Source organism: Endozoicomonas sp. ALC013 (assembly GCF_049310205.1).
Classification (GTDB): domain Bacteria; phylum Pseudomonadota; class Gammaproteobacteria; order Pseudomonadales; family Endozoicomonadaceae; genus Endozoicomonas.
On the sequence record NZ_JBLYNS010000003.1, the window covers coordinates 85,745 to 112,345 of the forward strand.

General features: G+C 47.0%; 21 protein-coding genes. 11 read left to right on the forward strand and 10 right to left on the reverse strand.

Features of this window, described 5'->3' with window-relative positions; all coding sequences use genetic code 11:
* Positions 1 to 299 precede the first annotated feature (299 nt).
* The 4 genes from ACO6V1_RS01485 to ACO6V1_RS01500 all read right to left on the reverse strand — a co-directional run bounded on the left by ACO6V1_RS01485 (position 300) and on the right by ACO6V1_RS01500 (position 5,173).
* Positions 300 to 1,118, reverse strand: coding sequence for a DUF805 domain-containing protein (locus ACO6V1_RS01485; protein ID WP_422450110.1), 819 nt, complete (start codon positions 1,116 to 1,118; stop codon positions 300 to 302).
* A 147-nt stretch (positions 1,119 to 1,265) separates the two neighbouring features.
* On the reverse strand, positions 1,266 to 1,685 hold the full coding sequence (gene hemJ, locus ACO6V1_RS01490) for a protoporphyrinogen oxidase HemJ (RefSeq protein ID WP_422450111.1): 420 nt from the start codon (positions 1,683 to 1,685) through the stop codon (positions 1,266 to 1,268).
* 84 nt (positions 1,686 to 1,769) lie between these two features.
* Positions 1,770 to 2,948: a hypothetical protein gene (locus tag ACO6V1_RS01495; protein WP_422465514.1), complete on the reverse strand. Its 1,179-nt coding sequence runs from the start codon at positions 2,946 to 2,948 to the stop codon at positions 1,770 to 1,772.
* A gap of 467 nt (positions 2,949 to 3,415) precedes the next feature.
* Complete coding sequence (locus tag ACO6V1_RS01500; protein WP_422465516.1) at positions 3,416 to 5,173, reverse strand: chloride channel protein; 1,758 nt, start codon at positions 5,171 to 5,173, stop codon at positions 3,416 to 3,418.
* A 473-nt stretch (positions 5,174 to 5,646) separates the two neighbouring features.
* Here ACO6V1_RS01500 and ACO6V1_RS01505 point away from each other — a divergent pair, with 473 nt between their 5' ends.
* The 5 genes from ACO6V1_RS01505 (at position 5,647) to ACO6V1_RS01525 (ending at position 9,848) form a co-directional block, all read left to right on the forward strand.
* Positions 5,647 to 6,027: a CidA/LrgA family protein gene (locus ACO6V1_RS01505; RefSeq protein WP_422450114.1), complete on the forward strand. Its 381-nt coding sequence runs from the start codon at positions 5,647 to 5,649 to the stop codon at positions 6,025 to 6,027.
* A complete protein-coding gene (locus tag ACO6V1_RS01510) occupies positions 6,020 to 6,748 on the forward strand; it encodes an LrgB family protein (protein WP_422465518.1) in 729 nt (242 codons plus the stop codon). The genes ACO6V1_RS01505 and ACO6V1_RS01510 overlap by 8 nt, the downstream gene beginning before the upstream one ends.
* A gap of 18 nt (positions 6,749 to 6,766) precedes the next feature.
* Positions 6,767 to 6,985: a DUF3820 family protein gene (locus ACO6V1_RS01515; RefSeq protein ID WP_422465520.1), complete on the forward strand. Its 219-nt coding sequence runs from the start codon at positions 6,767 to 6,769 to the stop codon at positions 6,983 to 6,985.
* A gap of 86 nt (positions 6,986 to 7,071) precedes the next feature.
* Positions 7,072 to 8,115, forward strand: coding sequence for an N-acetyl-gamma-glutamyl-phosphate reductase (gene argC, locus ACO6V1_RS01520; protein ID WP_422450117.1), 1,044 nt, complete (start codon positions 7,072 to 7,074; stop codon positions 8,113 to 8,115).
* A gap of 194 nt (positions 8,116 to 8,309) precedes the next feature.
* Complete coding sequence (locus ACO6V1_RS01525) at positions 8,310 to 9,848, forward strand: hypothetical protein (protein WP_422465522.1); 1,539 nt, start codon at positions 8,310 to 8,312, stop codon at positions 9,846 to 9,848.
* A gap of 141 nt (positions 9,849 to 9,989) precedes the next feature.
* Here ACO6V1_RS01525 and ACO6V1_RS01530 read toward each other — a convergent pair whose 3' ends face one another.
* A complete protein-coding gene (locus tag ACO6V1_RS01530; protein ID WP_422465524.1) occupies positions 9,990 to 11,015 on the reverse strand; it encodes a hypothetical protein in 1,026 nt (341 codons plus the stop codon).
* A gap of 362 nt (positions 11,016 to 11,377) precedes the next feature.
* Between ACO6V1_RS01530 and ACO6V1_RS01535 the strand changes: the two genes are divergently transcribed.
* The gene (locus ACO6V1_RS01535; RefSeq protein WP_422465526.1) at positions 11,378 to 12,361 is read left to right on the forward strand and encodes a M48 family metalloprotease; all 984 of its coding nucleotides are present in this window, start codon (positions 11,378 to 11,380) and stop codon (positions 12,359 to 12,361) included.
* Positions 12,362 to 12,618: 257 nt separating this feature from the next.
* On the opposite strand, the gene ACO6V1_RS01540 is transcribed toward ACO6V1_RS01535, so the two are convergent.
* Positions 12,619 to 13,551 carry a LysR family transcriptional regulator gene (locus ACO6V1_RS01540; RefSeq protein ID WP_422450121.1) on the reverse strand — a complete coding sequence of 311 codons (933 nt, stop codon included), beginning with the start codon at positions 13,549 to 13,551 and terminating at the stop codon, positions 12,619 to 12,621.
* 169 nt (positions 13,552 to 13,720) lie between these two features.
* On the opposite strand from ACO6V1_RS01540, the gene metE reads away from it, so the two are divergent.
* On the forward strand, positions 13,721 to 16,012 hold the full coding sequence (gene metE, locus ACO6V1_RS01545; RefSeq protein WP_422465528.1) for a 5-methyltetrahydropteroyltriglutamate--homocysteine S-methyltransferase: 2,292 nt from the start codon (positions 13,721 to 13,723) through the stop codon (positions 16,010 to 16,012).
* Positions 16,013 to 16,144: 132 nt separating this feature from the next.
* Here the strand turns inward: metE and ACO6V1_RS01550 are convergent, their stop codons facing one another.
* Positions 16,145 to 18,835, reverse strand: a complete 2,691-nt coding sequence (locus tag ACO6V1_RS01550) for a hypothetical protein (RefSeq protein ID WP_422465530.1) — start codon at positions 18,833 to 18,835, stop codon at positions 16,145 to 16,147.
* A gap of 316 nt (positions 18,836 to 19,151) precedes the next feature.
* On the opposite strand from ACO6V1_RS01550, the gene ACO6V1_RS01555 reads away from it, so the two are divergent.
* A complete protein-coding gene (locus tag ACO6V1_RS01555; protein ID WP_422450124.1) occupies positions 19,152 to 19,973 on the forward strand; it encodes a M48 family metallopeptidase in 822 nt (273 codons plus the stop codon).
* Positions 19,974 to 20,248: 275 nt separating this feature from the next.
* Entirely contained in the window at positions 20,249 to 22,183 is a 1,935-nt protein-coding gene (locus ACO6V1_RS01560; RefSeq protein ID WP_422465532.1) for an ankyrin repeat domain-containing protein, read from the forward strand.
* A gap of 15 nt (positions 22,184 to 22,198) precedes the next feature.
* Here ACO6V1_RS01560 and ACO6V1_RS01565 read toward each other — a convergent pair whose 3' ends face one another.
* Both ACO6V1_RS01565 and ACO6V1_RS01570 read right to left on the reverse strand, forming a co-directional pair.
* Entirely contained in the window at positions 22,199 to 23,104 is a 906-nt protein-coding gene (locus tag ACO6V1_RS01565; protein WP_422465534.1) for a sulfurtransferase, read from the reverse strand.
* On the reverse strand, positions 23,097 to 23,543 hold the full coding sequence (locus ACO6V1_RS01570) for a TVP38/TMEM64 family protein (RefSeq protein WP_422465536.1): 447 nt from the start codon (positions 23,541 to 23,543) through the stop codon (positions 23,097 to 23,099). The genes ACO6V1_RS01565 and ACO6V1_RS01570 overlap by 8 nt, the downstream gene beginning before the upstream one ends.
* 372 nt (positions 23,544 to 23,915) lie before the next feature.
* Here ACO6V1_RS01570 and ACO6V1_RS01575 point away from each other — a divergent pair, with 372 nt between their 5' ends.
* Positions 23,916 to 25,433: a hypothetical protein gene (locus ACO6V1_RS01575; RefSeq protein WP_422465538.1), complete on the forward strand. Its 1,518-nt coding sequence runs from the start codon at positions 23,916 to 23,918 to the stop codon at positions 25,431 to 25,433.
* 43 nt (positions 25,434 to 25,476) lie between these two features.
* Here the strand turns inward: ACO6V1_RS01575 and ACO6V1_RS01580 are convergent, their stop codons facing one another.
* Positions 25,477 to 26,025, reverse strand: coding sequence for a carboxymuconolactone decarboxylase family protein (locus ACO6V1_RS01580; RefSeq protein ID WP_209201534.1), 549 nt, complete (start codon positions 26,023 to 26,025; stop codon positions 25,477 to 25,479).
* 178 nt (positions 26,026 to 26,203) lie between these two features.
* Between ACO6V1_RS01580 and grxD the strand changes: the two genes are divergently transcribed.
* A complete protein-coding gene (grxD, locus tag ACO6V1_RS01585; RefSeq protein WP_209275513.1) occupies positions 26,204 to 26,539 on the forward strand; it encodes a Grx4 family monothiol glutaredoxin in 336 nt (111 codons plus the stop codon).
* Positions 26,540 to 26,601: the final 62 nt, after the last annotated feature.

Consider the following 26,601-nt stretch of genomic DNA (forward strand, 5'->3'; position numbering starts at 1 on the left):
AAGGAGGCTGTCTGGAAATAATGTCCGTAACGGAGATGGCAGAACATTGTGGAGGAAACATCGTTTTTGTGCGGTGAATAGTGGTGCTATTTACCGGAAAAACGAATGTCTGAACCCATGTGCTGTCACAGCAGCAGGACGGTCTATTCCAAGGCAACCTCCCGGATGATCATGACTTGTATAAAGTAGAAAAGCGGTATGAAAATATTATAACCATTGACCTGTGTCGGTGGACTGCGTATTGATGCGTATATCGTAACAAGGCTGTGGTTAATTGTTCTCCAATGTGTCAGAGCATATCAGAGGTTTTGTTCCAGTGCCGGAAGAACCAGCTGATCAATCATTTCCGGAACATTGGCAGCCAGCTGCAGCAGCTCATTCTGGTAAAGCCAGCCATAGGATCCTGCGGCAATCAGGGCCAGTAATGGAATCCACAGGCCAAAGACCTGGGCAATTCTCCCGGCGGAATAGGGAGTTGGCCCAAACCGGTTGGTACTGGCAGTACCTGAGGAAAAGGTCAGCCATAACAGAAACAGAAGGTTGATGCCCGGGATCACTAGCAGCAGGCTCTTCCAGCCACTGCGGTCAAAATCATGAAGCCTTCTGGCAGCCATGGTCAGCATAAGGAGGCAGGCAATAGTCATCAGGCCCAGTGTCAGGTGCAGTGACTCCAGAGGTGGGTAGAAAGGTGTCAGGTGAGGGGTTAAAAGCCCCGGAACCCAGCAGGCGCAGACGACCAGCAGCGCAATTACCCAGAGGGAGGCGATAAATCGTACTCTTCCCATTCTGGGGAGCAGTTGAAACTGCCCGGATGATTCGGCCGGTTGTTTCTGCTCCTGCTCCGGGATGGTTTCTGGTGGCGTTTGGGGGAGTTCTTCATTACTGGTCATAGAGAGAATCCGGCAATGGGCTCCTGCCTTCATCATGGCTCTTTCATAAGGACGGATTTCACTGGCGGTCATATTCTTGCGAATAATAACCGGCTTTCCTGAGAACAGACATTTCAGTTCTGCCTTGTCGGCATTCAGGAGCTCTTTCAGGTTTTTCCGAACCTTTCTTTCCTTAAAACCCGGCAGTATTTCTCCTTCGAAAACCAGTTTATAGAATGAGTCATCCATGGCGACCTGTCCTGAAATATGTCCTGAGACAGGTTATCGGCGGGCATGGTGGAGACTGAGGCTTTTTTGTGGTTAACCCCAGGGAGTATAAATATCGTAAAGGAGCAGTGGGTTCCCTTGGATTTTATGCTCCAGATGGTCAGCCTTCTAAAAGGGCTTAACAACCACCAGAATGACAATACCCACAAGGAAGACCACAGGAATTTCATTGAAAACCCTGAAAAATGTGTGGCTGTGGGTACTGGTGCCGTTGGCCAGTTGCTTCATATAGCGGGCGCACATATGGTGATAGCCCACGGTCAGAACTACCAGGGTCAGTTTTGCATGCATCCAGGGGGCACTGATGTAGCTGGGGATATAGTGTAACAGCCACAGGCCAAGCGTCAGGGTGGCAATCATGGAGGGGGTGGCGATGCCGCGCATCAGCTTTCTTTCCATGATGACAAAGCGATCTCTGCTGATCTGGTCTTCACTCATGGTGTGATAGACAAACAGCCTCGGCAGGTAAAAGAGAGCTGCAAACCAGCAGGTCATGGCGATAATGTGGAAAGCTGTTACCCAAAGCATGGTTAAACCCGATTGTTATTGAATTTGTAAGCATTCTTACAGGTTAGAAAAGTAAATCAAGTTGCATGCTTTAAATTTCTTGATTCAACGCTTTGGGGGCTGTGGATCTATAGCCGTTACTGTTTTTTCCTCACTGCTTGCTTTCATATAATCAGCGTACAGGTATGGCCAGTTTTTCGACCACCATGGAGGGTTTGGGATATCTCGGAGAGCTGCCCGTAAACCGTGATAACATGAGATGACGAAGTCATTTGTTGCCAGTAAGTCTTTATTCCGAATTCTATCGGCCAGGAATATTTCTGATTCTGTTTTGAGTTTGACCAGTTTTTTTCTGATATCTTTCCTGCTGCTCATTAACGCTGGTCTGCTGATCATCAACTCGGAGATTTTGTCGCAGAGAAGCCTGAGATCTTCCCGGAGCCCCTGAGGTCTGCCGATGATGTTTTGCAGTAATGCGCGTTCGGTTTTTTGTTCTTCCAGGACACAGCGGCCTCTGGCCAGTTTGGCTTCTTCTCTGTATTTATCTTGACGGGTGGTAAGCCAGGAGTGAGAAGTCCTGTTGTTCAGGCTTTCTTCCATAAAGTGGTCGCATATCAGCGTTGCCAGCTGTGTTATCGCCTGTTTCTGAGGTTTAACTTTTTGTAACGGGTTGATCAATTGAATGTCGTCAGATTCCCAGACGCAACAGGCGAAAAAAAAGCGTCTGCACTCTTCCCTGGAAAACCCTTTTGGGCGAACTCTGCCCCCCGTTAAAATTCTGGTTTCGCACTCTTTCATTAACTGTGTCAATTCGGAGGTGATTGTTTTATAGGTATTTGGATGCTCATGTAACTGAAGAGTAAGCTCTGGGCTGCTCAACAGTCTAAAGCATGGGGAATTGGGTACTTCCGGGCTGTCTTCTTCACATTGCTCATCAAATGATGGCCACCAGCCTGAATTAAGTTGAATTGGCGAATCTTCTTCTTCTGGTAAACAGTCATGGATGGTTTTTATTTCATGAAAGATTTGATGGATTGTTTCTAAAATGACCTTTTGTTTTTCGTCGATGTCTGGCATTTTCTTAGGTATGTTGAGCAGTTCTTCAAAATCTTGAGCATTTTTTTCTTCTGCTTGTCCGTTTAAAAGCACAAGCTTGTCTTGTGAGAGGCTGGTTGCTTCAGGTAACTGCATTAATTTCGCCAGCTGTTTTTTTATTTTGTCGAAATTAGTGTAAAGAGCTGCTGGGGAAACGGCGGCTCTTTGCTCAGGCTCATACCATGACATGAAATCAGTAACGGTTATCTGGCCAGTAGCTAACGCTTTAACTTTAGCCCTGATCAGTGCTTCAGCCGAAATGCCCTGGACATCAATAGAGAGTGCTGAATAAAGGTTGGTTCGATTTTTTTTTCTGGCTGAGACAAGCATTGATGTCCCTGCTGAAATATCGAGCGTTTTCCCGGTTCGCCTGAAAGAGTGGCGGATGCCCTTGACTGCACGCCCCATGAAGCCGGGTCTGGCAGAAGGCTCAGTGGTATTGTCATCTTGACTTGGCGTTTCTGGCAGAGCGCCAACGTTTGAGGTTGCTCCCAACTGGTTGACTTCCATCGGTTACACCCTTTTATTGATCTTCTCGCTTTCTAATCGTTTATAAAGTGGCTACAGGGACCCATTTGCCCCCGATAGACGTGAATCTATCAAATATTCTTGCTGGCTGAATGTCTCAAGCATCATTATTCGTCATTAATGTACAACTACTGTGCGTTACTGAGAAAACGCTCAATTGATTGCAGAGTAATAACACCAACAGCGTTGTATATTTCTACTTTTTTCCGCCCGTTCTTTTCCATGACCAGCAATACATCGAGACCTTTATCAAGCATGATTTTACGAGCTTCATATAAGGTAGACTGCATATCAATGGGCAGTGTCTGTATAACAACGTTGTCTCTTATCTGACTGGTTACATCCTCCCCTTGCTTTTGACATTCAAGCAAGTCTTTAGTTCTGATAATTTGCCCGGGTTGTCGATCGCCCAGGACGACCCAATGACTGTTTGTGCTGTTTATCCTCCTGAGTTCATTTGGTACAGACTCTGACGATAATGTCACCAGCTGTCTATCCATCAAACCCGCAACCCCTGTTCGATTCAACAACTGAGCCATTGGGGAAAGCTGAATACTCTGTCCACGTGCCAGGAACTGCATGGCAAAAATACTCTGTTGGCCACAGATCTGGCTGGAGGTCAGACAGGCGATCACGATAGCCAACATGGCTGGCAGAATAATCTGGGAACTGTGGGTCAGCTCCAGCACGGTAATCAGGGCCGTCAACGGAGCCTGAAAGATCGCCGCCATCATGGCGATCATCCCGGTGATGACATGAAAGGTGATATTGGTAGAAACCCCCGGTAACTGGCCAGCCAGTATAGCACAGCAGGCACCGACTGCGGCTCCGATCATCAACGATGGTCCGATCATTCCGCCGGGAACGCCCAGACCGATGACCAGTGGTGTAATCACCAGCTTGGCCGCCAGCAGGATAAAGAGAAACTGCAGATTTACCTCGTCGCCGTTCAGCAGGGCTTGAATGGAGTCATAGCCAATGCCCATGGTTGCAGGGACCAGAACGGCGACTATGCCCATTAGAAGCCCTGCGATTAACAGTGGCAATACGACCTTATTCTGGCGCTTTTGCATGGCAAAGATATTAATTTGAATAAACGCTGCGGCAAGAAGGCCAATAATGACCGCAGTGATCGCCGTCAGCATCAGGTCTTCGGGTACGGCAGAAGGAATGATCGGGATCTGAAAAGCCGGGTTAGGGCCGTAAACCGTTTGGGTCAGAACGGAAGCCACCACAGCGGAAACCATGACCGGAATAAAGCTTTCCAGTGAATACTCTTTCATAACCACCTCCATGGCAAAGATCACCCCGGCCATGGGCGTATTGAACAGTGCGGCAATGGCTGCGGCAGTACCACAACCCGCCAGTACTCCCAGAGTGTTGGCAGGCAGTTTCAGCATCTGGCCCAGAAAGCTGCCTGCTCCTGCGCCCAAATGTACTGCAGGCCCTTCACGCCCCACCGAGAAGCCACTGACCAGCGCGATCAGTGCCGTCAAAAACTGGGTGATGGTGCCGGTAATGGGTAACCAGCCCCTGTTCAGGGTCAAGCGCTCGATCACATGGGCAATGCCAAAGCTTCTTTGCCCGGGGGGGCAGCGCTTGATTAACAGGATCAGGGCAATGGCTCCCCCGACAGGTGACAGGAAACGAACCAGGGGAGGGAGAGCTTCATAACCACTTTCCACCGATGCGAGTGTTGCAAATACCTGTTCAGATATCAGGGCACGCTGAGAAACAACGCCAAAGTAAAACAGCAAATCCTCAAAGGCGATAAGAAAGCCTCCGGCCAGCAGCCCGGTCATCAGTGCCATCAGGGTCAGTTGTGGCAGCGCTTCTGATTGCGCCAGACGCAGCCTTAAATTCTGTATCGAGGGGTTGTTAAACATAGACGCCGCCTGGGTAAAGTTGTTCCGTTGCTGAGCGGTTATCAGATGATTTTGTTTCCTGGCATGGGGTGAAAATATGACTTTTTCAGGGTTATGGGCTTCAGTAATCGCTTATGCCGGAATTAAATAACGTCGGTTGACGTATGTAGTTTGCAGTTTACCGGATTGTCATTGCGTCTCTCTACCTGTTAAAACAGTGTTTTACTTTTCAGGTATGATTGAACGATTTTTGCACATTATTTCGATGATTTGATGTGTACAATCTCCGTTCACCCTGAGCGGAGTCGAAGGGTGATTGGCACAGTCTTTATTCAGGGTATGGTGTTTACACCCTTCTTCCGTGCACCCTGAGCCGAGCCGAAGGGCGCTCAGGACGAACGGAGCCTGGAAGTCATTGATAGAAGGAACCCATCAATTACATTGAAACCATGTACTAGTGCGCAGCATATAGCTGCTTCAGGAGAGATCGAGCGATGTCATCAGGAACGCTGTCAGGCATTGTCATTTTGCTGTTTTTTACCGTGCTGGGTGATGTATTAAGTGACGCATTCAGTCTTGCAGTTCCGGGCTCTGTGATGGGGTTGATACTTCTGGTTATTTATCTTCAGTTGTCTGGCGGTGTCAGTGAGTCGCTGGATACGGTGAGCCAGTTCTGTATCCGTTACCTGGCCGTGCTGTTTATCCCGGGCTGTGTTGGTATTTTCTTCCTGAGTGACCTGCTCTTGCAGCAATGGCTGCCTATCGCTCTGGCCATGTTGGTGGCGACTCCTGTTTCTTTGGTGTTAACGGCTGTTCTTCTGCAATGGCTGCTGAAACGCTTTGCCAGCACCTGCGGAGAGAATCATCATGGATGAGGTGATCAGTTTCTCTTACGGACTATTACAGCGGCAAATGAACAACCCGGTTGCCATTTTGTTGATCAATCTGGGCGCTTACCTGCTGGCGGAAAAGTTGTTTAATCGTATGGGGCGCAAAGGGTGGTTTCACCCGCTGTTTACCACCAGTCTGCTGGTTTTTCTGGTGATTCACTGTTCTCCACTTGAGCCCGATGTGTATACCAGGCACAGCCAGTTGCTGAAGATGTTGCTGGCACCATTTACGGTAGCACTGGCGGTTCCTCTGTCACGACAGCTGCACACTCTTCGTCAGTTAGCGGGACCTCTTCTGTGTACATTACTGATCGGTGGATTGCTGGCGGCGTTTATGGGTATGGGGATGGCTCTGGCAACCGGCGGCTCAAGAGACGTGGTGTTATCCATTTCTACCAAAGCCGTAACCACAGCGGTTGCCCTGGTGATGGGCGAACAGTATGGCGCTATTATTTCCCTGGTAGCGGCGGTAGTCATTATTTCCGGCGTTTATGGATCGCTGGTGGGGCCAGCACTGTGTCGCAAGTTTGGCGTGACTGATCCAAGGGCCATTGGCTTTGCCATGGGCGTAAACGCTCATGCAGGCGGCACGGCCCGGGCTTTTGAGCTGGATCTGACCATGGGAGTCTATTCCAGCCTGGGAATGTGCCTGTGTGCTGTCTACATGCCGCTGCTTGTGCCATGGCTGATCCGCCTATTATTGTAATTAGCCTGAGAAAACCCGATGTTCGATAAAGAAGACCTGCTCAAAATCGCCAACCAGACCATGCCTTTCGGGAAGTATCAGGGCAGAAGACTGATCGACCTGCCAGAGCCCTATCTTCTCTGGTTTGCTGGCAAAGGGTTTCCGGAGGGTGAGCTGGGTAAGCTGCTGGCATTGGCTCTGGAGATTCAGGTCAATGGGTTGAATGACCTGATTACGCCATTAAAAATCACTCAGTAGTCTCCTTCATTGGAGCGACGATATCCCGGAGAGTTCTGGTAAGATCGCCGGTTCAAACAATAATCCAGACGTAACGGAAGCAGCAGATGATTAAAGTGGGGATTGTCGGTGGAACGGGCTATACCGGAGCGGAGTTGTTGCGGTTGCTATCGGTTCATCCAAATGTTGAGTTGCGTATGATCACCTCCCGTTCTGAAGCGGGAAAGCCGGTCAGTGAACTTTTTTCCGGGTTACGGGGAAAGCTTGATCTGAACTTTTCGCTTCCGGATAACCAACAGCTGACCTCATGTGACCTGGTGTTTTTTGCCACACCCAATGGTATTGCCATGGAGTCTGTGCCGGAATTACTGTCTGCCGGTGTTCGGGTGATTGATCTGGCGGCTGACTTTCGTTTGCGCGATACAGCGCTGTGGCAGCAGTGGTATGGTCTTGAGCATGTCTGCCCGGAGGTATTGGCAGAAGCGGTCTATGGCCTGCCAGAAATGAACCGTGCCGATATTGCCAGCGCCCGGCTGGTGGCCAACCCCGGCTGCTACCCAACGGCAACGCAGCTGGGTTTATTACCCCTGTTGAGGGCAGGGCTGGTGAGTGGCAATATCATTGTCGATGCCAAATCGGGAGTCAGCGGCGCTGGCCGTGGTGCCAATGTGGGCACGCTGCTCTGCGAAGCCTCCGAGTCTTTCAAGGCCTATGGTGTTGCCGGTCATCGTCATTTGCCGGAAATTCGCCAGGGTATTGAGCGCATGCCAGAAACGGGGGTATCGCCATTTACCGGCGACCTGGTATTTGTTCCCCATTTGACCCCAATGATCCGCGGTATCCACTCCACGCTGTATTGCACCGTCAAAGATCATAGTATTGACCTTCAAGGGTTGTATGAGAGTACCTTTGCCGATGAGCCCTTTGTTGATGTTATGCCTGTGGGCAGCCACCCGGAAACCCGGTCGGTTCGCGGATGTAACCAGTGTCGTATAGCCATCCATCGTCCACAGGGCGGGGATACGGTGGTGATATTGTCTGTTATTGATAACCTGGTCAAAGGGGCAGCAGGCCAGGCCGTTCAGAATATGAACATAATGTTTGGACTGGATGAAATGACCGGCCTGGACTTCCCTGCTGCTATGCCTTGATAAGAGACGGTATCATTATAGTCATAAAAAAGCGCTGCTTCTCTCTGGTTTAGCAATCAGAGGGAGGCATTGGGTTTTGTCTGATTTCAAGTTAATTGTAAATTTTTTATTTTTTTTAACAGAAATTTTATTCTCTTATTTTTTTGTCTATTTTTGATGGCCTAAAGAAAAAATAATATACAGAGGTTTTAGCTATGGACACGAAAGGTCATCAAGCAAATCCTGTTAATAACCAGCAGGTAACCTATCCACAATCACAAGCGCCTCTTTCCTCATCCGACGCATGTCGATTACCCGCTGGTTCTGGCCATCGAGAATCAGTGAATTACTTTGGATACTCCTTAAATTCACAAGATCCCAATAGACAACATTTGGCACATGCTCCCAGTGACCGTCCCAATACCAATTCGGGGCAGGTGAGAAACGTTGATTATCTGGCGCAAGGTGTTGTATCAACAGCCACTGTTCGCCCGCAACTATACCCGGATCTTCCTCCATACCCGGATCTTCCTCCATACTCGGATCCTCCGCCTCCATACCCGGGAACCGATGACCAACAGTCCGGGGTTGGCTCTCAACCATCAATAACCACCTCGTTTCCCTCGCCCATAGAAAAGTTTCAACGAGCATTTACACCTGAGCAGCAATATGCGATCCAGCAGGTGCTGGGTGGTTCAATCAACGGATCAACCTGGCTGGCCTATCGACTGGCCGCCCTGAAAAATTATGAACTGCATTTTATTATTGATAACAGCATGTCAATGGATACCCAGGATGGCATGGTACATCCTGAGGTCGGAGTAAGAATGTCCAGGTTTGAAGAGGCGGTCTATCGGTTGAGTCATGTTGCCGATTTATTAGCCCATATTCCGGTGATGGGAATAAAAATTCAAAGTTTCACTCAGGAATTCCCACCAATTGATACCGGTGGCACGCCAGCCAAGGTTGCGATGCAGATGAAGAGGTGTCTGGACAGTATTTTCAGGGCTAAGAGACTCCCTTCAACCCCGCTCTATCCTGCTATGTTAAAAAGCATAGAAGAGTCTGAACGTTCTCCGAAATCTCCCCCCCGTATTATCTATGTATTTAATGATGGTGAGCCCAATAACGGAGGCTCTAAAGAGCATATTTTTGAATTACTGAAACACCGAAAGGCTGAGAGGAGTCCGGTGTGCCTGGTTGCCTGTACTGATCTAGAGTCATCAGTCGAGTGGATGAACGAGGCAGATGAGCAGCCAAACGTTCATGTTGTTGACGATTTCCAATCAGAAATGAGAGAAGTGAAGGGGCACCAGGGCGCAGCTTTTCCCTTTACAGAAGGCTTCTACCTTATGTCCACTTTGCTTGGTCCCATTGACCCGCTGTTTGATAAAGCGGATGAAAATCACATCTTTGATCATGCGGATTATCAGGAAATCTGTGGCTATAGCGTATCGCCAGCGGAGTATGACTTATATCGAAATGAAGCTTATAGACTGCAAAATGAGCCTTATCGACAGCAAAACCGGCAGGCTGGAAATGAGCCTTATCGACAGCAAAACCGGCAGGCTGGAAATGCACCTTATCGACAGCAAAACTGGCAGGCTGGAAATGCACCTTATCGACAGCAAAACAGGCAGGCTGGAAATGAGCCTTATCGGCAACAATACCGGCAGGCCGAAAATGAAGCTTATCGATTACGAAACAGGCATAATGAAAATAATGAAAATTCTGATTACTGTTTAATTTCATAGCGTTACTGGCTGCCTGCAGGAAGTATGTATTCTCTGTCGCTTAACGGCTTGACCAGTTCAAACAGCAGATGGAAGTAGCGCAGCAGCCAGGGAATAGCGACTTGCCATCAACTTTGACAAATAACGAAGGTTAACGATGACCTAGGTTTTTGTTTTTGTTCCTGATGATGGATAGACCCCCATAAGCCTTGCAAAAACCTCTTCTGCCTTTTTAATTTCTTCTTTTTTAAATCCCTGGGTCATAGAGGGATTAAGATCGTAAAACCAGCGTCTCAGGCTGGTTCTCAGAGATGTCAGATTCTTCCAGTGTTTGCCTCGACGAAATATACGATTGATGGTAATTTCAATATCTTTTTTTGAGGTTGGCTCTTGCAGGCAGGCATTAATAGTGTCTTTAACCGCATCTAATCTTGCTTTAGTTCTTTTAGGGTGATTTTTAGAAGATTTGTTTTGGCAAGTTACCTTTCTTTTCTTAATTGGCCGGGAGTTCGCTTCTCCTTCTGAGTGTGATTTACCCTGGCTTCTGACTGTAGATGTTGTTTCCGCTAAGGGATGTTTCCGGAATCTGCGAGTTACTGTTTGAACTGAACTTTGGCATTTCAGGAGGCCTGTTTCAGAGTTTGCTGCATGGGGAACTGCTTTTACTTTACCGGGGATAGCATTTCGTGCTGCTTTAATGCCAGGGATATTATCGTATTTTTTTAAATAAAGTAATGCTTTCAGAGTTTGCAAGGAATTTTTTTTATTATCATAGGTGACTCCAATCGTATCGGTAATATCACGAAAGAGGCTTTCGTGGGTATGGCTGAACAATCGCATCATAATGCAAAAGCTTGTTACTACAGTTTCAGCATCCTCGGAGTATTGTTTATCCAGAAATTTGCTGCTTCTACTGTCGGCGTTTGAATGAAAATCGCTTGAACAAAATTTTGAAAACTCAATTACGGTTCTCTCTTGCGGTGATATATATCTGGGCTTTGACTGCTCTACACCTTGTTGTGGCTCTGAACCTTCTTTAAGCATGAATGTACAGGGTTTTGCTGGTTTTATCCGGCCATTTGTCATGGCTTGTCCGTGGAGCTTTTTTGCAGCTTGTTCGTGGAACATTTTTGCAAGAGGTCGTTGGGTGTTGGCATCGGGGGTAATTGGTGTGGTGGAAATATCCATAATAACTGCCTTTAGCAAAGTTTATTTTAATAATGATATAAATTAGTTGTTTTTTTTGATGAAAAGTTCCTTAACTGGTGAAATTTAATTTTATTTGAATATATTCAAGAGAGTTTTTTAGAACAAGATGGTGTAGGTAGATGGCCAAAAGGAATCATATGTTTCTGACTAAATGGGCGGTCACTCTCGGCAACTGCTCCATACAGATATTGGTAATGGCGAACCCTGATTGAATAGAATGATGGAACCAAACTATATTTTTCTTGTCTGAACTCTATAGCGGGTCGAATCATTTTAGAGGATTGAAGGTGTTTTCCAGAGTCAAGTGTTTATCCATAACCTCATTAACTGTATGTATTTACTTGCTTTCCTGCGTTTCCAGCGCTCATGGGAATCAAGAGGTTCATACATTAAATAGAAACGATGTTATCAATAATCTCCATCGAGTTGTTGATAGAAGCCTGCTGGAAGAGTTTGAAAATAATGGCCTTGCATCGGTTGCCAGTGGCACTGTTGGTACAATGATCGGCGTCAGTTGGACTGGCCTTGCATCGGCAATCACAAAAAACAGTGCCAACCCGTTTTTTATTGATTTTACGGTCAGGGCATTCCTGACCGGGGCTGCGCTTGGGACTCTTTCCGTGGTATCCCGAACGTATTTAAAGACCCCTTTCGATTACCTTCACCTGCCACTGGGCTGGGGGTTTTACAAATTAGCACAATTGCAGGACTGGGTCCTGCGTGAAGAGACATCCCGCGAGCTGGAACAGAAATACTCCGAATTTCTCGACCCTGTTGCCGAACGTTTAAAGGCCGTTGCTGAGCAGGTTTTTGATATCCCTGCCGATTACTGGACAATCTCAACCATGAATAGTGGTGTTCCCAATGCCTTTGCAACCAGTGGCTATAATATTGCGATTTATCATTCGTCTTTTCCCCTGGCGAAAAATCAGGCTGGCATGGCCTGTTTTCTGGGACATGAAATGGGTCATATATTGGCAAGGCACATGGGGCAGGGTTTAAGTGATGTCCTTTTTCTGAATCAGCTGGCCCTGGCCAGTATTCCGTTTGCCAACTCAATTTTGCAGAATCGTGAAACTCAGGCTGACGAAATAGGCATCTACCTGACAGCCTTGGCTGGATATGACCCTTCAGAATGCTCCAGAGTCTGGGGCAGGGCTATCGCTTATAGTGGAAGTCTGCGAGAAGTGGTCAATATATTCCTTTCAGCACACCCGACCAGCAAGACCCGCATGAATGCCCTGAAACACCATGGCGATGTTTTACAGGCCTATTATTTGAACACGCCAGAAGTGCTTGGGCTGGGGCTCGAATATGAACTTTAATGGCTGTTTGGTCAGTCTCCCGGGAGCAACTCAGTTGCCGTTGCCGAAAGTGACCGATCATCTGGTTAAAACTTATGATCCCTGTGTTTATACCAATTCCACCTTCTAAATATGAACTGCGCAGCCATTTTGAACCGCTGGATCTTCGTTGGAATTCCTCGCAATAGCCCTGCTATTACTCGTCATTCCGCCTTGCCCAGCTGTCCAAAATGACTTGCTCGATATCATATTTAGAAGGCGGAATTGGTATTACCTGATTATGCTGGCTTTATAGCATTCAGGGTTGCAAAACAGGTTTCTCTGGCTGAGGTAATAAAGCTGGCAATATAGGGTTGCTCCTTTTGTTCTGCTCTAATCGCTGCATACAGTGTTGACCACAACCCCTCTTTACCAAGTCGAACTGCCGCAACGTGCCCTTTATCAAGATATTCCGCCAGTGCCCAGCATGGCAGTGCAGAAACACCTCTCTGGCTGGCAACCAGCTGCAGCATCATCAATGTTAACTCTGCTGTACGGATATCAGCAGGCTCAATATCTGCCGGGTCAAGAAAATCGTAGAAGACCGCCAAACGACCTTGTTCAACAGGGTAGGTGATCAGTACTTCCTGTTGCAGGTCAAGAGGTGTGACAAACTCTCGTTCTTTTAATGGGTGTGTCCTGGCAATGGCCAGCAGCATCTCATAACGAAAAAGGGGGATGTACTCGATGCCATCAATGGGCACTGGGTCAGACGTGACCACAAGATCAAGTTCACCCCGGGAAAGAGCCGGTAAGGGGGCAAAATTAAAGGCAGTGGAGAAATCCATTTCTACTTCTGCCCAGTGTTGCCGGTACTCTGTGATGGTTGGCATTAGCCACTGGTAACAACTGTGACACTCAATGGCAATATGCAACCGTCCGGCTTTGCCGCCCGCCAATCTCATCAGGCGTTGTTCTGTAGCCTTGAATCTTGGCAGCACTTCTTCAGCCAGCTCCAGAATATTTAACCCGGCAGTGGTAAACCGGGGTGGCCGGGATTTACGGATAAACACTTCCATCCCAATACGATGCTCCAGCTCTTTCAACTGATGGGACAAAGCGGATTGGGTGAGATGTAAACGGCTGGCGGCTTCTACCAGGCTGCCGCTTTGGTGAATGGCTTTCAGTGTTTTAAGGTAACGTAACTCAAGACCTAGGTTTTGCATTGTCATTGTTTGCCTTTCTTCTATCGTCAGTTCACAAGAGCATCATTATTAGTTTTTTTCATTTTTATTATTAGAAAAATGAGTTTGATTCAATTCTAACTCTCCAACAGAATCGTGACTACTCTTTGATCCATCCTGAAAACAATAAGTCTGACGATCAGCCCGGAGTTATTTCATGATCACTACCCATAACCTTGGATTTCCCCGAATAGGTGCTAACCGTGAGCTGAAGAAGGCTCAGGAAAGTTACTGGCGCGGTGACCTGTCCAGGGCAGAGCTTTTGGAAGAAGGCCGTCGCCTGCGTAAACGACACTGGCAGTTGCAGAAAGAATCAGGTATTCATCTGATTCCGACGGGTGATTTTGCCTGGTATGACCAGGTGCTGAGCCACTCTTTGATGCTGGGTGCGGTGCCGGAGCGATTTTCGGAAGCGGACCCTGGTGATATTGATACCCTTTTTCGTATGGCCCGAGGTCGAGCACCTACCGGAGAACCTGCAGCAGCCTGTGAAATGACTAAATGGTTTGATACTAACTACCATTACATAGTGCCGGAGTTGCATAAAGGCCAGAAGTTCCAACTGTCTAACACCGCTATTCTGGATGAAACCGCTGAGGCTATTGAACAGGGCCTCAGGGCAAAACCGGTACTGATTGGCCCGCTGTCCTGGCTGTGGCTTGGTAAAGTTAAGGGCGAGTCTTTTGACCGATTGGAGTTGCTTGACAGTGTTGTCGAGGTGTATGGCAAAGTTCTGGCCAGACTGGCTGAAATGAATGTGGAGTGGGTACAGGTTGATGAGCCCATTCTGGCTCTGGATCTTCCCCTTAAATGGCATCAGGCGTTTGAATCGGTATATAACCGGTTGCAGAGTTGCCATGTAAAAATTCTGTTGGCCAGCTACTTTGGTGGTCTCAATGGTACTACGACCACGGTCGTTAATCTGCCGGTGGATGGTCTGCATATTGATCTGGTCCGGGATCCGGATCAGTTACCGGCACTGCTTGATCGCCTGCCTGCCTACAAGGTTTTATCAGCGGGTGTTGTTAATGGTCGAAATATATGGCGCTCAGACTTGCAGCAGATAGTGCGGCAATTGAAGGAGGCAGAAGAGCGGCTGGGTGATCGGCTGTGGGTAGCGCCTAGCTGCTCATTACTGCATGTTCCGGTTGATCTGGAGCAGGAAACCGAGCTTGATGACGAGCTGAAATCCTGGTTTGCCTTCGCCAGGCAGAAGTGTGAAGAGGTCTCCGTGATTGGTCGGGTTTTATCCGGAGGGCTTCAGGCACAGGACCCGGTGGTGTTGACATTGATTTCCGAGGCCGAAAAAGCGGTATCTGCCAGGCAACACTCTCAGCGGGTTCATAATACAGCGGTAGAACAACGGTTGACGTCATTAAATGATGACAGGGATATTGATCATCGTCGCTCACCTTATGCGGTAAGGGCAACGCTACAGCATGAAAAACTGAATCAGCCTGAATTTCCTACAACCACCATTGGCTCTTTTCCCCAGACACGGGAGATACGACAGAAGCGCTTACAGTTTCGCAAAGGGGAGCTGGATGAGCAGTCTTATATCGAAGCGATGCAAGCGGAAATACGCAAGACCATTAAAAGGCAAGAGTCGCTTGGTTTGGACGTTCTTGTCCATGGCGAAGCAGAACGTAATGATATGGTTGAGTACTTTGGCCAGCAGCTGGAAGGGTTTGCCTTCACAGCCAATGGCTGGGTACAGAGCTATGGCAGTCGCTGTGTAAAACCCCCCATTATTATTGGTGACATCAGCCGCCCTGAGCCGATGACCATTGCATGGAGCCGCTATGCCCAGGAGCAGACCAGCCAGCCGGTTAAAGGCATGTTAACCGGGCCGGTTACCATTCTTTGCTGGTCATTTCCAAGAGATGATGTGAGCAGGGAAACGTCCTGTCTCCAGTTAGCGTTGGCCTTAAGAGATGAAGTTGTTGATCTGGAGAATGCGGGTATTGGCATTATTCAGATTGATGAGCCAGCCATTCGGGAAGGCTTGCCTTTGAGAAAAGCAGACTGGCCTGCTTACCTGGAGTGGGCGGTGAAGAGCTTTCGCATTGCTGCCAGTGGCGTCAAAGATGAAACCCAAATCCATACCCATATGTGTTACAGCGAGTTTAATGACATTATTGAATATATTGCCGCCATGGATGCGGATGTCATCACCATAGAAACTTCCCGCTCAGATATGGAACTGCTGGATGCTTTTGAAGCGTTTGAATACCCGAATGAGATTGGACCCGGAGTTTATGATATTCATTCGCCAAATGTGCCCAGTATTCAGTGGATTCAACAGCTGATGACTAAAGCGGCACAAAAAATACCCAAACAGCGTTTATGGGTAAATCCGGACTGTGGCTTAAAGACCAGAGACTGGCAGGAGGTAGAAGACGCTTTAAGAAATATGGTTGCAGCTGCGAAAATATTAAGATCCGGTTAAGTGAGGTTACCACTACCTGAAAAAAAAAGCTGGCTGAAGAAAAAAAGCTGGGTCATGAGTAGTAAATCTGAAAAAGAGCCCAGCTTTTTACACTTGCTTAAATAATATAGGAAAAGTACCGTATTTTTTATTTTATAATCTCAGGCTTTTATAAATTTTTTGCTCTGTCTTTTTTGTTCTGGTTTGATTATTTTTCAGGGCTTCTTTTAACTGGGATTTTTCTCTATCTGATTTTTCTATTTTATCAATCATCAGCTGCCGTTCGGCCTGTAAAGCGTTGAGTTTTTGTTCAAGGTCAGCCACCTTTTTTTGTTCATCATGAAAAGCAAATTTTACCAGGCTCTCTGATAGTTGATCTTTTTTCTGGAGTAGTGCAAATTCTTTTTTAAGCATTTCCAGATCCTGTTCAAGAGTTAATGATTTTCTTGATAATTGCAGGTTTTCGTTTATGACTCCATTTAAGAAATTTTTAGTTTTCCTGTCTTTATACTCCAGGTCTGCCTGTCTCGTCTTCAGTTTGACAATCTGATTTTTTAAATATGTTATCAGTGGGGTATCTTGGGGAGCTACCTGAAATAGCTCTGGTGTTGATGCTAATGGTAAAGTTTCTGTCATATCGTATAGTGCAGGCTCTCTCCCTTCAGGGGTATGTTGTTGAAAGCCAGAGGGTGTTGTCTCATGTCCTGAAGCTGGAACACCCAGGGCCTCAATTGGAGCAGCCCCTCTTTCTTCAGGGTTGTGTTGTTGAAAGCCATAGGGTGTTGTCTCATGTCCTGAAGCTGGATAACCCCATATCTCATCCGGTACAGCCCCTCTCCCTCCGGGGCTGTATTGCTGGAAGACAAAGGGGATAGCCTCATCTTCTGAAGACGGTGCTTCCCCGGTTTGTGGTTGCAAAGTGCAGGATGATCCTGAAGAAGAGTGGTCATCGTGCATCTGTTGACAAGGTGGCCATGGGAAAATTTCCTGTGGAGCAACGGCCTTCATTATAGATAAGTCACCTGTTGGATACAGTTCTTCATTGGTGCCAGTTTGTGGTTTGTATATGCTGATATCAGGATGAGATGGGGGGGATGGAATCCAGGTATGGGGTTGCACCTGTTCGTTTTGCTCCTGTGGACTTGGAATAGCGGAGTGGGATGGGGTAACAAGAGAATGGGTATCTTTAGTCTCCTTCGGACTGTTCCATGAACATTCATCAACGGTTTTGCACGGCTCTTTTTCATAGCATACTAACTCCTGCTCAAGAAACTGAAAATCAGGGGCTGAAATCCAGGGTTGCTCAGAATACTCGAGTGTTTTTCCTGTTTCCCCTGGTTTTTGCAACGTTTTCTGTATCATGGAGTTAACTTGGCTATTACTGTTTGCAGGCTCTTTAATGGCATGTAATGAGTCAAAAGTAGCTGTTTTTATATAAGGTGAATCAGGTTCTATTATACCATCGGGTTCTTCTAAGGGAGCTGTTGCTGAAACTTCTGCTATTTTAAGATTTATTGCTTTATCTGTTTTTTTATCTAAGTTTGTTTTTTTACTGGTTGTCATGCTTGCTTTTGTATCTGTATCTGAATCAGTTTCTGAATCAGTTTCTTTTTCTGAATTAATTTCTATTTCTGAATCAGTTTCTGTTTCTGAAACCATTTCTGGCTCTGTGATTTTGTCTTTTCTTGTGGTTGTTTCTTCGTTTGTGTCTTTTTGTGTGTTGTCACCTTTTTTTCTATTTGTGTCTGTTTTGGCAGTTTTTTCTATTTTTGTATTAAAATATATTATTTCATCTATATTTTCTTCTGATCTTAAGCTAGATTCTGATTTTGATCTTAATTCTGGTCTTAATCTTGGTTTTGGTCTCGGTTTTAATCTTGGGCTTAATTCCTTATTTATCACTGAAGATAAGTTTTGATTTGCTTGGGTTTGTGATGTTTTTAATTCTTGGTTCTTGGCAATAAATGACAGGAATTTCTTGAGCGTGAGATGTTCGCTATTTTTTTTGTGGTGTGTTCCCGGAATGGATTGATAAAGTTCATTAATTAGCTCACGAATTTCTTTTCGGCGATTGGCTTCATTGAGATTTTTTATAAATTTCTTTGTTTTTGGGTTAGTGTTGGCTGAGTAGGATAATGTTTTCCTGTTTTTACGATTAGGACAGGTATGGTTGGGGGCACTTTTCTTTTTTACAATCCCAATGCAGGTTAATAGTAAATTTCTTTTTGTTGGTTTGATGCTTATAGTTGTTATATCTTTAAGAACATGATTGATGTCAGAATATAGCTTGGTCAGTTTTTTTCTTCTTTTGCATTCAGCGATGGCACTAGCTATTCTTCCAGATTTATTATTCATTTGATCAATTGAGATGCACTCCTTATCCTTTTTGTCTCTGTTATGGTATTTAAACGATGAATATTTATTATCCGGTTTTGCTATTTTTTGTTCATGTGGTCTCAATCTTTTGACTGAGGTTTCGTTTGAAGTATTTAATGGTTCCTTGTTGAATTGTTCATTTTTTTTATTTGCTGAATAATCAGGGTTTGTTCTTTTACGATTTATGCTGGCTGCATTATCTGAAGCTTTAATAGATGCCAGTATTGGAGAGTCAACTGCGCTATCATTGTGAGTTGTTGAGTATGAGATTTCCTGATGTGGCATACCAACAGATTGATGAGTGAATGACCTGAAAAATGGGATTTCACCCTGTGCGCCCGGTAAATATCTGGTTGGGGCAATACTAATGACAGAAGGCTTTGATGGTCCTGCTTCCTGAAGGGGTTGTGTTAACAGTTTAACCAAGGGAGATGTCTGTTGATAGGTTTTAGAGTGAATGCCGTCCATTTAACTACCCTTAATGGTTTTTAATTGCCTGATGAAATAGGAATATCAGGTGGCGAATCAGCCAGTATTTAGTATGTGTGTCTTGATGATCTCTTTACCTGTAAATGGTTAGTCATGTGTCTTTGAAACAATCAGGAATAAAAGTAGTCTGAAGTTGTATAAAAGTGTAAATCTTAATTATTTTTATTATGTCTGTTATCAATACCTCGGGTGAAGTGTGCAATAACTTGCAATTAAATACCGAGATAGCCGTGCTTACCGGTAGTGATTTTGGTTTAATGGCAGTCATAACGTTGTGAAGAAACAGGTATTGGGGATGAAATGGTTAAAAGTTCTGGTCGTGAGCCTGAGTATTTTTCTGGCAGGGTGTCAGACGGTATCAACAACCAACTCAGGGACTATTGGTGTTCAGCGTGAGCAGAAAATGTTCTCTTTGCTCTCTGAAAGCCAGGTGAATGCCATGTCTGCCAGGGCTTATCAGGAAGCTCTGAATCAAGCTCGGGAAAAAGAAGTGCTGAACCGCAAGTCAGCAGATGTGAAACGTCTGCGCAGGATTGCTGACCGGCTGGTGTCCCATGTTGGTGTGTTCAGGCAGGATGCCCGAAGCTGGCAGTGGGAAGTTAATCTGATGACGGATAAACAGCTGAATGCCTACTGCATGCCCGGGGGCAAGATTATGTTTTACACCGGCATTATTGACACTCTGAAGCTGACGGATGATGAAATTGCCGCCATTATGGGACACGAAATGGCTCATGCACTCAGGGAGCATGGGCGGGAGTCTATGTCTCAGGCCTATGCAGTGCAGTTGGGGCAGGATACCCTGGGGATTCTGCTGGGGGTCAGTCCTGAGTTAATGAGTGTTGGCAGTACCGTGGTCAATTATGCCCTTACCTTGCCTAATAGTCGTACCAATGAGGCCGAGGCTGACCTTATCGGTTTAGAGCTGATGGCCAGGGCTGGATATAACCCGGAGGCTTCTGTCAGCCTGTGGAAAAAGATGTCAGCGCAAAGTGGTGGCAGTGTGCCGGAATTTATGAGCACACACCCTTCCCACGATACCCGTATAAACGGGCTGAATGCCAATATCAGGAAAGTGGATCATCTTTACAGGCAGGCGATTAGCAAAAGCAATTAATCCATAAGTTCTACGGGATTGGCCGGATCCATACCGCTACTAAAAACCTGTGGTAATCATAGATTACTCAACACTGTTATGAGCCCCGGCCAATCCATTCTTCGTCAAAGACACTGATTTCTTTCCAACCATTTTCGCGTATTTTTCGATCGATGCTTCTGAGAAGTAAGGGGCCCGGCTTTTTCTGCATGAGGAACTGAACTAATAGCCGATGGGTCAGTCAGACCCATTAATCAGACAGTTCAAATTATAAGTTAGAACGGGGATATTTAAGTGTGAATACCTTCTCATTCAACGATTGTAATCGGATACCACCAGCAGCCCCGTTAGTCTCTGAACGAGAGGGTAAAGAAACTGAAAAATGCGTTATCTGCCTTGATGGTCTGGATAAAAGTCCCATTGCAGCAATGTTTCCCTGCACCCATATCCATCACAAGTCGTGCATTGATAAGTGGCTAAGTGGTCCAGGTCATGCCGATATTGGTTGCCCAATGTGTAAACGTAAAATTACTCATTGTTTGTACTCTGAGAAGACGCCACTCCACGTGGCAGCCGCCGGAGGTCGCTCTGATATTGTCAATGGCTTGCTTGAACACGGTGCCAATGCCAATGCCAGCACCAAGGACGGGATAACTGCCCTCCACTGCGCCGCTGGCAAAGGTGATGAGGCGACTATCAGGCATCTTGTCAAACAGGGTGCCGACGTCAATGCGCTCACAACAGCGGATTACCCTGAGACTCCGCTTCAGCTTGCGGTATTTAATGGTCATGAAGCGGCCATAACAGCTCTTATTGACTACGGTGCCGACATTAATGGCCACGCCCCGGATATAAGACGCCCACTTCACTTTGCAGCTGCAAATGGTTTCCTCAATATCATTGATGTTCTGCTTAACAAAGGTGCTGATATCAACATCGGTAGCAGGACCCCTCTGCATTTTGCGGTGGAACATGGAAAACATGATGCCATCCGGCTGTTGCTTGGCAGGGGTGCCAATATCAATGCCCAATCCTCACGGTTGTCAAAACAGTTTGGGTTTGAAATGGTAAGACACCTACTTATGAAAGTGGAAATGAGGGAGAGAACCGACAAATCGACGGTAAGTAACGGTGAAAGGGAAGGCTGCCAGAGACTGTACGGAAAAACACCGCTTCACATTGCTATTGACACCGGCCAGGCCGAGATCGTTGATCTCCTGCTGGCTGCTGGTGCAGCCACCGATGTACTTATTGGCAGTGGTGAGACGCTATGGAGCTGGATAAACAATGTAAACAAACTGACTGTACCCATAATCAGGTCGTTAACCCTTGCCATATGTAACTCTGAGGCACCCTGTGACGATATGCGTGCAGGATTACTTGGGGCATTAATTAAAATCAATGACTGGAACTTATTCGACCAATTGTTCGCCAATACCCCGAATGCTGACATTAACAAACTTCATTACCCGGGTTCCGGTCAATCAGCCTTTTACGAGGTGGTTAAAGAGGGGCAAAAAGACAAAATCCAGTCCATGATAACCCGGCGTGCCGATGTTAATGCCCGTGACCACCGTGGATGGACGCCCCTGCACTGTGCAGTCTACAGTCGCCATCCGCAAGACGCCACTGAGTTACTGGTTGGCTCTGACGTTAATGCCACAAACAACGAGGGACAAACGCCTCTGCATCTTGCGGCTAAATCAGGTAAGTCAGAGGTTATTGATCAACTGATTGACCGTGGTGCTTTTGTCAATGCTACCACTGGCAGAAGGGGCTGTGTTACAGGGCGGGCGGAGGAGTATAAGGGTTATCAGTCAGCCGGGGCAGCACTGAGGCTGAAGTGTTTCAAACAGGAGGTTTGCCTGAGAGGCTTACTATTAAATGGCCAACCGGTCAGATCGGATGCGATGGTTAGAATAGACAACACCGGCATCATGACCCCCCTTCATTATGCAGCCCAGGGAGGTCATGTAAAAGCAGTTCAGCACCTGCTTGTCAGAGGAGCTTCCATCAACGAAAGAGCCCAGAACGGAATGACACCACTGAAACTTGCAGAATCTGAGCTGATGAAAGCTAAAAAGATTAAAGTGTTAGGCCTCGCCTCATTCCTTGGGGGACAACAGGTACCAGGCTTTAACGCCGCAGAAGCAGTTAAATCCTACTCAGACATCATCAGCCTTCTAAAGGCTCAGTCATCACTAACCTCCGTACCTTCGGTAGCTATCTGAGGACCTTCAATGTTGTCATTCAATCGGGGTGTAGGATAACGCAGCCCAATGGTAAAACGAGGGCGTATAATTTCTGACATTGGTGTAGCCTGCCGCCTTCAGCACCATCACCATGTGTGCGGACCGGATACCGGCAGTACAGTAGACGACAATCGGGCTATTTTTTTGAATATCCTTATCCGATAACATTCGGCTAATGTCGTCAAATGACTTCAAGGTGCCACTGGCCGTGAACATCTGCTGAAATGGTAAGCTCACGGCCCCGGGAAGATGCCCTTTGCGCTGTTCACCCAAGTCCATTTTGCCGTGGAACTCTTCCGGTGATCGCGAGTCGATCACGCGAAACTGTGAGTAGTCCCGGTAAAGGGCTTTGGTATGAATGGTGGCTGAAGAATCCCGTTGGGTTATCGTGTAATCACTTTTGGTACTGAAGAAGGTCGGGATGATGGTGGTTTTCAGCCCTTTTTCTTTCCAGTGAGAGTACCCGCCATTAAGAATGCGGACATTCTTTAACCCTGCCACGTGCAAACTCCAGGCAATTCGGCCATCTTCACCCCACCCCCGTTGAGCATCGGCATAAACGACAATATTGTCTGTTGGGCTCAGGCCCAGCTTCTGTATCTGGTATTCCAGCTCCTTATTGTCAAGAACTGTTGCCCAGTTCTCGCTACCGGCCGCCCCATTCATATCAGAAAGTGATTGCCACTGAACTGAGCGGGCTCCCGGGATATGGCCCTTGAGATACTCAGAGTATGCCCGGGCATCGATCAGCAGGTAATGGTCGGGATTGCTGGCAACCGTTTCTGCACTGATAAAATAATCCTCTGGTACTGCACAGGCGAATCTGAAGGGCAGAATCAGTAACAGGAAGAAGAAAATACATCTTTTGAGGTATTGGGATAATACTGGTTTCTTATTCATTGCCAACAGGCCTCGATTCACGGAAATAGACAGACTTCAGGAAAAAGTCATCGACCTGATCAAGGGCAAAGTGACTGGTCAGCCTGGCCACTCCCTCCCGGCCAAACCAGCGGGAGATAAAGAAACAGAGTGTAGCCGCGACCATGGCGCTGCTCCAGGATAGCAGTGCCCCCTGCCACCAGCCAAAAATGGCGGCGTTGGCAAAGGTAAGAATAAAAGCAGGCAGCGGCGCTGCTACTGCCTGGATCACCATCAGCAGTCCTGAAACCAGAGGGGCCCACAGTCCGAAACTGAGAATGTAGGTGCGTACCTTGTCGATATCCAGCGATGAAAGAATTCGGATCATCTCAAATAGCCACTCACGGGCTGGCGGGATAGCCAGAATAGCGGCAGTTATCAGCAGAACGATCAGTGGTTTGGTAATAGATTGAATAGTCATTAATCGGTTGTAAACGCAGTTCTTTAAGGAACCCTTCCATGCCTGGTTGAAGTTTCCCAACTGCCAAAAGATGTGAACGTTGAAATTGGGTCGTTGGCCACTGTGAAATCAGCAGCTGTGGTTTTTTTGCAGTTTGAACATAAACTATTCGGTTTTTATATTTAAACTCCGACGTTTACTTCAAACATTGATTCCAAGGAGTTAATCGGTCCTCAAAGCGCGAGGGAGGGTACTCGTGCATGAGCCCTGTGTCAAACCGGGGCCGTTCGAGAGATCGGCGGTGAACTTTATTCTTCAGCGGTTGTCAGAATGTCGGTCATATTCAGGATTTTGCCCAACTTTCACTCGTTCTGTGAAGATAAGAGGAAAGGTATGTCAAACCCATCTTCGCAACCGGCAATCTCTGGTGCAGTGCACTCTGGCTGGAATTTCCCTCCCCCTGATGATCAGTCGGCAAGTTCCGCCGCCACCCACTTGCCGGATACCCATAAAGCTACGGCGTTTTGTCGGCGAAATACGACGTTGGCTTCTCATGAAGAGCAGCACCTGAAGATTCATGGCTATTCCACCGAGGAAATCGCCAGGTCGGAAAAAGCCCTGGTCCAGCGCAATATTACCCCAAGCAACAGTGAGATCATTGGTCATCTTCAGTCAGACAACGGTGATACACTGGGCACCATTAAACAGTGTATTGAAAACGGGTTGAGTTCAACAGCAGGGGTTCAGGGCAAACTGCGATTGTTGATCGAACTGCAAAGCTACACCAAATCATGTGTAAAAACCGCCGCTGAGAATCTCAATCGTCAATACTCTTCCTTCTGGCCAGATCGCCAGAGCATCGTAACTATGGTCAATAAATGGCCCAGCACATTGCAACGACAGGGCGCTGTTATTTGCAAAAGCTGGCCAGAGCTGCTTGTTGACAATGCTGTACAAGTGGATTTCAGCTCCAGCATAAGTATCTGTTCCAATGAACTTAACTTTCAGTTAGCGCCACTGGATTGCCTGTCATTTTTACGACTTGTCAAGGATATCTGGTTTGATGCCCTGAGTTGTGGAAATATCTGTGCCATCGACAGAGTCAGTCACCTGCTGGTTACGTTTGCCTGGGAAATGTCTTCCAATCTCTATTATTTGCGCGGTAGCTCTCCCACGCACGACCGTCACGAGCGATTTGAGCAAGTGGTTCAGCAAATGCTGCAACAAGGTATTCACTGCATTGATGATATTGACGCGTTTGCATTTATGCTGGTAACCAAGCCCCACATCTGGCGCAATCATCAAAGTGATGTTCTGCAACTGATGATCTGCAGGGCGTTCAAAGGCCGGGACCAGCAACTGTCTCCACTCTGTGCCCAGTGGCGGGAGGATGCAAAGAGCCACGAACAAATCGCTAAAACAGTAGAAACAGAGATCATCCCTGACACAGCTTCCGCCATGCATTACCTTAACGACATACACGGTTATCTGATGCAATACAGGGACAGGCACCCTAACTGCAGCGACAGCAGCCAAATACATAACGCGAAATACTTTGATCCTGTCACCCTGCAATTAATGTCACCAATCCTTGCCCCTGACCTGACAACCACACCCGCTCTTGAGGTGACAGGTGCGACTCTATCGGCCTATTTCAATTTCTGCCTGGACCATCAGGCGTCGTCATCAAATAAAACATTTGAGGACTTCCTGACGAACAAAGTCGTACCGGATATCAGCGAGCCGGGATATTTTGGACTTCTGGAAAGCACTGACAACGCCGAAAGCATGACATCGAGACCAGGCACCAGCGCAGAGTTGAGTACCATCCGTAGTCACGGTGAAATGCCCAAACGCAGAAAGAAGTTGGCCAAATCACCCGTGGTGCCAAGAAGCCTCACCAGGGATTGATGATCCTGTCGGGTTTATTGGTGCCAGCACTTTCAGGAAATGTTCATTTCTTCGGAATTTTGCAGAAACCTTCTGCTGGCACATCCAGGGCAGCGTTGAATTTGCTGGACATGTTCTGAAAAGCGATCAGGCCAGTCAGTTCAATAACAGCGTCATTATTGAAATGCTCTTTTAGCTGCTTCATCAGCTCAGGGGTTACCTGTCGGTCGCTGTAGGTAACAGCTTCGGTATATTCCAGGGCAATACGCTCCTGAGCATTGAAAAGGTCAGAGTCTTGCCAGTTATCCAGTGCTTCGACTTTATCCATGCTGCCTGCACGTTTTGCCAGGGTCATGGCATTGATGTCAACACAGAAGGCGCACCAGTTGACCTGGGATACTCTGACGGTAACCAGCGAGCGCAGCTCCGGTGACAGGGGTGACTTTTTTCGATCCAGTACGCCGTAGAGCGTGGCTACAGCGGCAAATAACCGGGGAACTCTTGCCCATAACAAGCCCGGCTTAAGGACTTTTCCATAGCGACGCTTCTGGCTCCAGAAAAAAGGCATTAGCCACCAGGGATAAGAGCGAAGGGGTTTATCCGGTACATACATGGCTGATTCCTAACTTGCAGTTCCATAGTCGGTCAGCCGATGGTGGCAGGAAAGTTGGATGTCTACAATCCTGTTGTTGGTTTTTTCTATTCGACTATATGTAATAACATATGGTGACAGTCAGGTATTTTCTTTAAAATATCCTGCTTTATGATTCCAATGAAGAAGAGGTCGTCTCATGGACGTAATGGAGCAAATAAAAGAACAGGTTGAATCCCATACTATTCTGCTGTACATGAAGGGCTCTCCCAAGTTGCCCCAGTGTGGTTTCTCTGCCAAGGCGGTTCAGGCGTTGATGGCCTGTGGCGAACAGTTCGCTTTTGTGGATGTTCTGGCTAACCCGGAGATTCGTGCCAATCTTCCCAAATATGCTAACTGGCCGACCTTCCCACAACTGTGGATTAAGGGTGAGCTGATTGGTGGCAGTGACATTATTATTGATATGTTTAACAGCGGTGAACTGCAGCAGTTGATTGCTGAAGCGGCTGGTTCTGCTGAAGGTGCAGAAGACTGATTTTGCAATCGTTTTCATCCTTCCCTTCCGGTGTGATAAAACCGGAAGGTTATCTTTCTCCT

Coding starts and splice junctions, on each gene's coding strand:
- ACO6V1_RS01575 (WP_422465538.1), top strand. CDS start 23,916: ATGTCAAACCCATCTTCGCAACCGGCAATCTCTGGTGCAGTGCACTCT.
- ACO6V1_RS01580 (WP_209201534.1), bottom strand. CDS start 26,025: ATGTATGTACCGGATAAACCCCTTCGCTCTTATCCCTGGTGGCTAATG.
- ACO6V1_RS01570 (WP_422465536.1), bottom strand. CDS start 23,543: ATGACTATTCAATCTATTACCAAACCACTGATCGTTCTGCTGATAACT.
- ACO6V1_RS01500 (WP_422465516.1), bottom strand. CDS start 5,173: ATGTTTAACAACCCCTCGATACAGAATTTAAGGCTGCGTCTGGCGCAA.
- ACO6V1_RS01550 (WP_422465530.1), bottom strand. CDS start 18,835: ATGGACGGCATTCACTCTAAAACCTATCAACAGACATCTCCCTTGGTT.
- ACO6V1_RS01505 (WP_422450114.1), top strand. CDS start 5,647: ATGTCATCAGGAACGCTGTCAGGCATTGTCATTTTGCTGTTTTTTACC.
- hemJ (WP_422450111.1), bottom strand. CDS start 1,685: ATGCTTTGGGTAACAGCTTTCCACATTATCGCCATGACCTGCTGGTTT.
- ACO6V1_RS01515 (WP_422465520.1), top strand. CDS start 6,767: ATGTTCGATAAAGAAGACCTGCTCAAAATCGCCAACCAGACCATGCCT.
- argC (WP_422450117.1), top strand. CDS start 7,072: ATGATTAAAGTGGGGATTGTCGGTGGAACGGGCTATACCGGAGCGGAG.
- ACO6V1_RS01555 (WP_422450124.1), top strand. CDS start 19,152: ATGAAATGGTTAAAAGTTCTGGTCGTGAGCCTGAGTATTTTTCTGGCA.
- ACO6V1_RS01485 (WP_422450110.1), bottom strand. CDS start 1,118: ATGGATGACTCATTCTATAAACTGGTTTTCGAAGGAGAAATACTGCCG.
- ACO6V1_RS01540 (WP_422450121.1), bottom strand. CDS start 13,551: ATGACAATGCAAAACCTAGGTCTTGAGTTACGTTACCTTAAAACACTG.
- ACO6V1_RS01525 (WP_422465522.1), top strand. CDS start 8,310: ATGGACACGAAAGGTCATCAAGCAAATCCTGTTAATAACCAGCAGGTA.
- grxD (WP_209275513.1), top strand. CDS start 26,204: ATGGACGTAATGGAGCAAATAAAAGAACAGGTTGAATCCCATACTATT.
- ACO6V1_RS01530 (WP_422465524.1), bottom strand. CDS start 11,015: ATGGATATTTCCACCACACCAATTACCCCCGATGCCAACACCCAACGA.
- ACO6V1_RS01510 (WP_422465518.1), top strand. CDS start 6,020: ATGGATGAGGTGATCAGTTTCTCTTACGGACTATTACAGCGGCAAATG.
- ACO6V1_RS01495 (WP_422465514.1), bottom strand. CDS start 2,948: ATGTCATGGTATGAGCCTGAGCAAAGAGCCGCCGTTTCCCCAGCAGCT.
- metE (WP_422465528.1), top strand. CDS start 13,721: ATGATCACTACCCATAACCTTGGATTTCCCCGAATAGGTGCTAACCGT.
- ACO6V1_RS01565 (WP_422465534.1), bottom strand. CDS start 23,104: ATGAATAAGAAACCAGTATTATCCCAATACCTCAAAAGATGTATTTTC.